Genomic DNA, 7,154 nt, shown 5'->3' on the forward strand with positions numbered 1-7,154 from the left:
GGCAGTACAGCCCGTCGTGCTGGCGGCGGGCGTGCGGCACGGTGATGCAGGAGGGATACGTCTTTTCGGATACCATAGCCGGTAACATCGGCGTCTCGGACGATCGGCCCGACATGGAGCGGGTGCGACGCGCCACGCGCATCGCCAACATCGACACCTTCATCGACGCGCTGCCCTTGGGCTACAACACCAAGATCGGCGCCGACGGACACGGACTGAGCGTCGGGCAGAAACAGAGGCTTCTGATCGCAAGGGCAGCCTACAAGGAGGCAAAGTACCTCTTCTTCGACGAGGCGACCAACTCTTTGGACGCGAACAACGAACGCACGATCATGGAGCGTCTCGACCGGCTCTTCGAGAACAAGACGGTCGTGGTGGTGGCGCACCGACTCTCGACGGTCCGCAATGCCGACAAGATCGTCGTGCTGGACCGCGGACGCATCGTCGAACAGGGTACGCACGAGGAACTAACCGCAAAAAAAGGATATTATTACGAACTGGTAAGAAATCAGTTGGAATTGGGAAACTGAATCGCCGTTCGGAGCAGAGACGACGATACGACAAAAAGGGGCGGATGCGACAGGCGGCCGATGCGATCTATCCGCACGTGGCGGAGCAGATGGCCTGCAATGCCTATGGGTCGGCGGAAGTCATGATCGGCGAGTGGTTCAACAACCTGTGCACGCTCTTGTCGCTTTGGGAACCCGATACGAAGGAGATGGAGGAGCAGTCCGACAATCTGGTCCGACGCGGTTTCCTCTGGATGCCCCGAAGCATCGCTTGCATGAAAGAGTTCTATGCCCGGCGCGATCGCTATCTCCGTATCGAAGACTTCATGCCCCAACTCATCGCTTTTCTGGATCATACGGCGGAACACTTCGAGGAAGTGCTTCTCGAATACGAAAAGTCGCTGCCCCGAATCGTCTCGGTATTTCCGGCCGTCGGTTCCGACATTTCGGGATGCACGGAGATCGTAATCACGTTTTCGGAGACGATGAACGGATCCTACGGATTCAGCGGTACCGGATCGGACGATCCGAACGTGCACCCCCTTTTCCTGATCGACGATTTCGAAAAGGCCGTCGTATGGTCTCCGGACCGCCGGCAGGCCACATTGAAACTGGATCCCTCGAAGGCGCGGAAGAATACGACGTACGGGATTCAGCTGCACACCCGCGGATTCCAATCCGCAAGGCACTATTCTCTGAACGATGCAGGCAAAAACCTGCTCTTCCATACAGGGCGATGACTTCGCCTCGGATTCGGCACGGTACGACATCCCGTTCCGGACACCGGGCGGGAAAGGGTATGATATAGTACGCTGTCGAAAACGATAATTAAATCGAAATTTATGCATATCTTTATTGAAAAAACGGGACCGTACGATCTTTCGGGGCTTGCCTACCCCGCCGGAAAACCGACGGACCCGTTACCGAATATCGACCCAAAAAAACGGAAGGCGGCAGAGACGACTGAACGGCGGTTGCAGCGCCAAGCCGAAGCGAAAACGACGAAATATCAACCTAAAACCGTAAAACTATGAAGAAGTTCAAAGTAATTGAAAAAAGCCGGTTCCTGACTCAAAAAGAAAAGGAAGACGTAAGAGGAAGTATTAAAATAGAATATTGTAGCGTCGTACTGCCCTACGCCAGCAATCCATGCGCACCGTATGTAACATGCGGCATGCCGTCCGTGAAAGACTATTGGAACTGTGGATCGAGTGCATTTTTCGCATGCGGCAGCGATGTCGCTTATTCTACGACGGGCGGTTCCTGCGGTACGGTCGCAGCTTACAGTGCGACTTGCGGCGTAGGATTCGTATATAATTGATCCCTATTTTTCCCGAGAGGCGCATACGATGCGTTTCGAAGGCGCCTCTCTCTATTCATTACCTCCACGACCCATGAAAAAAATAATACTATGCCTCATATCGCTGCTCGCATTCCACAGCGGCAATTCGCAAATGCGTGCGAAGACAGACGAGCGCTTCGAACTCACGAGCATCTTGTTCGCTTTGGCCGGTGCGCCCGAATATTGCATGTGTCCCATACCTTCCTATTTCCAAGACATCGTCGACGAACTGGCACCTTTCGACCGGAGCGCTCCGGTCGAATATGCCCGGGAACTGCATCAGATACACCGGATCGGTTATGACGCGGTAGCGACCACCGCAGCCATGCTGAAGATCGAAGACGGAGTGATCCGTCTCCGTCCGGAGTACGACGCGAGTGGGATCGCGGACCTCGACAGCCGTTGGAACGAGGAGTTGCTGCGGAAATACATCCGGATGCTGAACGAATTTTACGTGCTGAGCGATTTCCATACGTTCTATGAGGAGCACCGTCCGCTGTACGAAGCGGCCGAGAAGCGGATGGACCGGGTGCTCGAACAAATCGACTGCGGGCGGTTCGAGTCCTTATTCGGAATACCGCTCGATCCGGAGGAGATGTCCGTTTATGTCAGTCTGACCAACGGCCCGAGCAACTATTCGGTTCCGGGAGGTGTATTGATCGGCATGTCTGTCGACCGCGAAGGAGTTCCCGATACGGCGCCGGGCACGGATTTCCTGCTCGTTCACGAGATGGCCCACCATTATACGAATCCGATACTGGACCGTTTCGAAGGGCGGATGCGACAGGCGGCCGATGCGATCTATCCGCACGTGGCGGAGCAGATGGCCTGCAATGCCTATGGGTCGGCGGAAGTCATGATCGGCGAGTGGTTCAACAACCTGTGTACGCTCTTGTCGCTTTGGGAACCCGATACGAAGGAGATGGAGGAGCAGTCCGACAATCTGGTCCGACGCGGTTTCCTCTGGATGCCCCGAAGCATCGCTTGCATGAAAGAGTTCTATGCCCGGCGCGATCGCTATCCCCGTATCGAAGACTTCATGCCCCAACTCATCGCTTTTCTGGATCATACGGCGGAGCACTTCGAGGAAGTGCTTCTCGAATACGAAAAGTCGCTGCCCCGAATCGTCTCGGTATTTCCGGCCGTCGGTTCCGACATTTCGGGATGCACGGAGATCGTAATCACGTTTTCGGAGACGATGAACGGATCCTACGGATTCAGCGGTACCGGATCGGACGATCCGAACGTGCGCCCCCTTTTCCTGATCGACGATTTCGAAAAGGCCGTCGTATGGTCTCCGGACCGCCGGCAGGCCACATTGAAACTGGATCCCTCGAAGGCGCGGAAGAATACGACGTACGGGATTCAGCTGCACACCCGCGGATTCCAATCCGCAAGGCACTATTCTCTGAACGATGCAGGCAAAAACCTGCTCTTCCATACGGGGCGATGACTTCGCCTCGGATTCGGCACGGTACGACATCCCGTTCCGGACACCGGGCGGGAAAGGGTATGATATAGTACGCTGTCGAAAACGATAATTAAATCGAAATTTATGCATATCTTTATTGAAAAAACGGGACCGTACGATCTTTCGGGGCTTGCCTACCCCGCCGGAAAACCGACGGACCTGTTTACCGAATATCGACCCCAAAAAACGGAAGGCGGCAGAGACGACTGAACGGCGGTTGCAGCGCCAAGCCGAAGCGAAAACGACGAAATGTCGACCTAAAAACTACGAAAACCATGAAAAAGTTCAAAGTAATCGAAAAAAGCCGGTTCTTAAATAAAAATGCAATGGCAACTATCGAAGGAGGGTCATGCATCGGGGCCATATACACCATCTGCAAGCCCGCAACAGCCGAAGGTTTTTCGACGAATCCTTCGTGCGGAGCAACGTTGTACGGCACCTGCGACGTAGGATGGATATATAAGGCGACAGAGTTGTGTCATAATACTCATCTTGTATCTTGTGGTACAGAAACACGCTATTTCGGTCCCATACCTCCTCCGCTGCCCTGATTTCCGCAGCGATCCGACCGTCAATCCGTATCGACAGGGAAGCTCCGCTTCCCTGTCATCGAAAAACTTAAAACAAAAACATAAGTTATGAAAAAATCGTTTTTTCTGCTCTTCGTCCTGATCATGACGTCGAGCATCTGCTTCGGTCAGTTCCGCTCGAAGGTCGAGGAGCGCTTCGAACTCACGAGCATCGCATTCATGCTGGCCGGCGCCCCCGAATACAACCAATGCGGCATCCGTTCGTACGAACGGGACATCCGCGACTGGTTCGGGAAATACGAAACGGACAAGTCGATCGAATTCATGCGGAAGCTCAATCGCGAACATGCCATCGGCCACAATGCCATCAGTAGCGTTGCCGCCCGGCTGCAAATAAAGGACGGCATCGTAGCATTACATCCCGATTATACGCTGGCGTACATTTGCAAGGAGGTGGATACGCGGTGGACGGAGCCTCTGCTGGCGGAATACATCGCGATGCTGAACCGTTTCTATAAAAAAAGCCGTTTCGCGGCGTTCTATTCAGACCACGGCGAGTTGTACCGCGTTGCGCAGGAGCGCATGGATTCGCTGCTCGGAACCGAGGCGACCGACTGGTTCGAGCGGTTCTACGGGGAGGCGCTGACGGAGAAGGTGCCGAACACGTATATCAGTCTTGTCAACGGTTCGAGCAATTACTCGCTGGGAAAAGGCGGTGTCCTAATCGGTTTGTACGACGATGAATCGGGGCTGCCCAATCCGAATTCTTACACTTTAGCGCCGTTATTGCATGAGTGGGGGCACCACTTCACCGCCCCGATTATCCGGAAATACTGGCCGCAGATGGAAAAAGCGGCGGAGCGGATCGCTCCCCGCGTGGAACCTGCAATGAACCGTATCGGTTATTCCGGAGCATGGACCATGACCGTCGAATGGCTGAACAACCTCTTCGCCAACATGTATTTCAAAGAGCACGATCCCGAGTTCGCGGCATTTGAAACGGCGATGTACATGCATTTGGGGTTCATCTGGATGGACCGGAGCTACGATTTCATGGATCATTTCTATGCGGACCGCGAACGTTACCCCCATATCGAGGATTTCATGCCTCAGATCGTGGCATTTTTCGACTACGTCGCGGAGCAGTTCGACATCATATATCGGGACTTCAAAGCGTCCAATCCGGTCATTACGAACATCTATCCGGCTCCGGGGTCGGACATTACGGGATTCGACCGGATCGAGATCACGTTTTCGCACAGGATGAACGGTTCTTGGGGCGTGCAGAGGACGGGAACCGGCGACGAACGGGTCGAATATCTGTTCGACGTTATGTTTGACGAGATAGAGTGGTCGGAAGACGGGACACGGGCCTACCTGCTGCTGGACAAGGACAAGATCGAGCCCGGTACGGTCTACGGTCTGCGGCTGTATCCTCCCGGATTCTGCTCTTCGACCCATTTCCCGCTGGACGAGCGGTGTGCGAACCTGTTATTCCGCACCGGGCCCGATCGAGACATATGTACGGAGCCTTGATTAGAGAACCCTGTCGTTGCGGCCGCACGAATGCATTCGGGCAGACGCGAATTCCGACACGTTGCGAGGCCGGGTGCCGTTGCTTCGGTATTTACAGTAACAAAGTTTCACTATACCATAACTATGAAAGGGAAATGAAAATTTCTAAATATACATTCTTATTTGACCACGCAAATAAGGAATATTATACTTACAATACGCTTTCCAATGCATTGATCGAAATCGACGAAACGTCGTATTCCGAGCTGCGCGAACACGATAACGGAACTGATCTGCCGGAAGAGCGGTTCGACAAGGAATTATGGGCTGCGTTGTGCGACAACAATATCCTGACCGATAACGATGACGACGACTATCTCAAATACAAGGCATATATCACCAGATTGCGATCGCAACGCGAGAGCATGCATTTGACCCTCGCCCCGACGATGGACTGTTGTTTCCGCTGTTATTATTGTTTCGAAAAATACAAGGAGAAAAAATACATGACACCGGAGGTAATGGATGCTATCATCCAATACGTCGCCTCATGCAGAGACCTGAAACACATCAAAATTACTTGGTTCGGAGGCGAACCTCTGATGGCCGTACCGCAGATCGAAGCGTTCCACGACAAATTCTCCGCCCGGTGGAAAAATCCGGTTGTCTCGAACATCATCACCACGGGATACCCTATCGACGAAGAGGCGATCCGTGTTCTGAAGAAAGCCGGTGTTTCGCAGGCGCAGATTACATTGGACGGAATGCAGGAAACGCATAACAAGGTGAAATATCTGCCGTCGGGAGAGAACGTCTTCGAGAAGGTAATGGACAACATCGAATTGCTGAACGATTCGGCTCCGGAAATCAACATCGTGATTCGGGTGAATCTGACCCGCGAGAATGCCTCCGAATACACCCGCCTGCTCAAATTCTGCCTGACACGATTCCACGGGCGCAAGAATATAGGTATTTCGCCGGCATTCGTCCTCGACAGAGGGGCGAGCAACTGTAACGATTGCGGGTCCAAGAGCAAATTGTTCAAACACAAGGAGCGCTCGGAATTCATCCTCGAACTGGCCGGACAAGGCATGGATTCGCCTTACATTCGTTATCCGGAACCGTTCTTCAACGAATGCGCCATCCGCAACGACACCGCTATCTCGTTCGATCCTGAAGGTTACGCCTACAAATGCTGGGAGGTCATAGGAAACAAGGAATATGCGATAGGGAAACTGAATGCAGACGGCTATCTGACCAATATCAACCCAAAGACGCTCAACCGCCAGCTATATGGCGCAGATCCCATCGACGATCCCGTGTGTTCGCAATGCGAATACCTGCCGGTCTGCAACGGAGGCTGTCCGATTCAGCGCATCGAAAATAAGTTCGAGAACGGGCACAACAACTGCTGCACCTATTACAAAGGGTATATGGTCGATTTTCTGAAAATCCATCTGGACAGAAAAAAGGCGATCGAGAAGTTGGCCGGAAAACAGAATGAATAAAATATTCAGATATGCCGCAGAGAATGGACAACTTTCACAGCGAAGAGGCCCAGTCGATTCTGGGTCGTGCGCCGTCGTGGGTGGTGCGATGGGGCGTAACGGTGGTTTTCTGCATCTTCGGCGGAATCCTGCTGGGGTGCTACTTCATCAAGTACCCCGATACGATCGAGGCTCCGGCGGTCATCACGACCGTCAATCCGCCCTCCGATCTGGTGGCGCGCTACGACGGGCTGATCGACACGCTCTGCGTCAGCGATCGTGAGCGCGTCGAACGGGGAG

Annotated in this window: 8 protein-coding genes and 1 pseudogene; all 9 read left to right on the plus strand. The window is 53.5% G+C overall.

Features of this window, described 5'->3' with window-relative positions; translation table 11 throughout:
* A partial coding sequence (locus BN3659_RS11685; RefSeq protein ID WP_141682496.1) for an ATP-binding cassette domain-containing protein occupies positions 1 to 530 on the plus strand: 530 nt, incomplete at its 5' end.
* A 44-nt stretch (positions 531 to 574) separates the two neighbouring features.
* Entirely contained in the window at positions 575 to 1,249 is a 675-nt protein-coding gene (locus BN3659_RS11690) for a DUF4932 domain-containing protein (RefSeq protein ID WP_091537165.1), read from the plus strand.
* Between the two features lie 102 nt (positions 1,250 to 1,351).
* Positions 1,352 to 1,543: a hypothetical protein gene (locus tag BN3659_RS11695; protein WP_091537167.1), complete on the plus strand. Its 192-nt coding sequence runs from the start codon at positions 1,352 to 1,354 to the stop codon at positions 1,541 to 1,543.
* Positions 1,540 to 1,830 (plus strand): hypothetical protein, encoded by a 291-nt coding sequence (locus BN3659_RS12965; protein ID WP_141682585.1) that lies wholly within the window; start codon positions 1,540 to 1,542, stop codon positions 1,828 to 1,830. The genes BN3659_RS11695 and BN3659_RS12965 overlap by 4 nt, the downstream gene beginning before the upstream one ends.
* A 73-nt stretch (positions 1,831 to 1,903) precedes the next feature.
* Positions 1,904 to 3,304 carry a DUF4932 domain-containing protein gene (locus BN3659_RS11700; RefSeq protein WP_171847766.1) on the plus strand — a complete coding sequence of 467 codons (1,401 nt, stop codon included), beginning with the start codon at positions 1,904 to 1,906 and terminating at the stop codon, positions 3,302 to 3,304.
* A gap of 293 nt (positions 3,305 to 3,597) precedes the next feature.
* Entirely contained in the window at positions 3,598 to 3,873 is a 276-nt protein-coding gene (locus BN3659_RS12970; RefSeq protein ID WP_141682586.1) for a hypothetical protein, read from the plus strand.
* Between the two features lie 87 nt (positions 3,874 to 3,960).
* The gene (locus tag BN3659_RS11710; protein ID WP_091537172.1) at positions 3,961 to 5,388 is read left to right on the plus strand and encodes a DUF4932 domain-containing protein; all 1,428 of its coding nucleotides are present in this window, start codon (positions 3,961 to 3,963) and stop codon (positions 5,386 to 5,388) included.
* Between the two features lie 134 nt (positions 5,389 to 5,522).
* Positions 5,523 to 6,875 carry a radical SAM/SPASM domain-containing protein gene (locus BN3659_RS11715; RefSeq protein WP_171847767.1) on the plus strand — a complete coding sequence of 451 codons (1,353 nt, stop codon included), beginning with the start codon at positions 5,523 to 5,525 and terminating at the stop codon, positions 6,873 to 6,875.
* 11 nt (positions 6,876 to 6,886) lie between these two features.
* A pseudogene (locus tag BN3659_RS11720) lies at positions 6,887 to 7,154 on the plus strand (hypothetical protein); the annotation flags it as partial.

Origin of the sequence: Alistipes sp. CHKCI003 (genome assembly GCF_900021155.1) — a bacterium.
Taxonomy (GTDB): Bacteria; Bacteroidota; Bacteroidia; order Bacteroidales; family Rikenellaceae; genus Alistipes; species Alistipes excrementavium.

Bases quoted from the DNA above. Each gene is read 5' to 3' on its own strand.
- BN3659_RS12970 (WP_141682586.1), top strand. From the start codon at position 3,598: ATGAAAAAGTTCAAAGTAATCGAAAAAAGCCGGTTCTTAAATAAAAAT.
- BN3659_RS12965 (WP_141682585.1), top strand. From the start codon at position 1,540: ATGAAGAAGTTCAAAGTAATTGAAAAAAGCCGGTTCCTGACTCAAAAA.
- BN3659_RS11690 (WP_091537165.1), top strand. From the start codon at position 575: ATGCGACAGGCGGCCGATGCGATCTATCCGCACGTGGCGGAGCAGATG.
- BN3659_RS11700 (WP_171847766.1), top strand. From the start codon at position 1,904: ATGAAAAAAATAATACTATGCCTCATATCGCTGCTCGCATTCCACAGC.
- BN3659_RS11715 (WP_171847767.1), top strand. From the start codon at position 5,523: ATGAAAATTTCTAAATATACATTCTTATTTGACCACGCAAATAAGGAA.
- BN3659_RS11710 (WP_091537172.1), top strand. From the start codon at position 3,961: ATGAAAAAATCGTTTTTTCTGCTCTTCGTCCTGATCATGACGTCGAGC.
- BN3659_RS11695 (WP_091537167.1), top strand. From the start codon at position 1,352: ATGCATATCTTTATTGAAAAAACGGGACCGTACGATCTTTCGGGGCTT.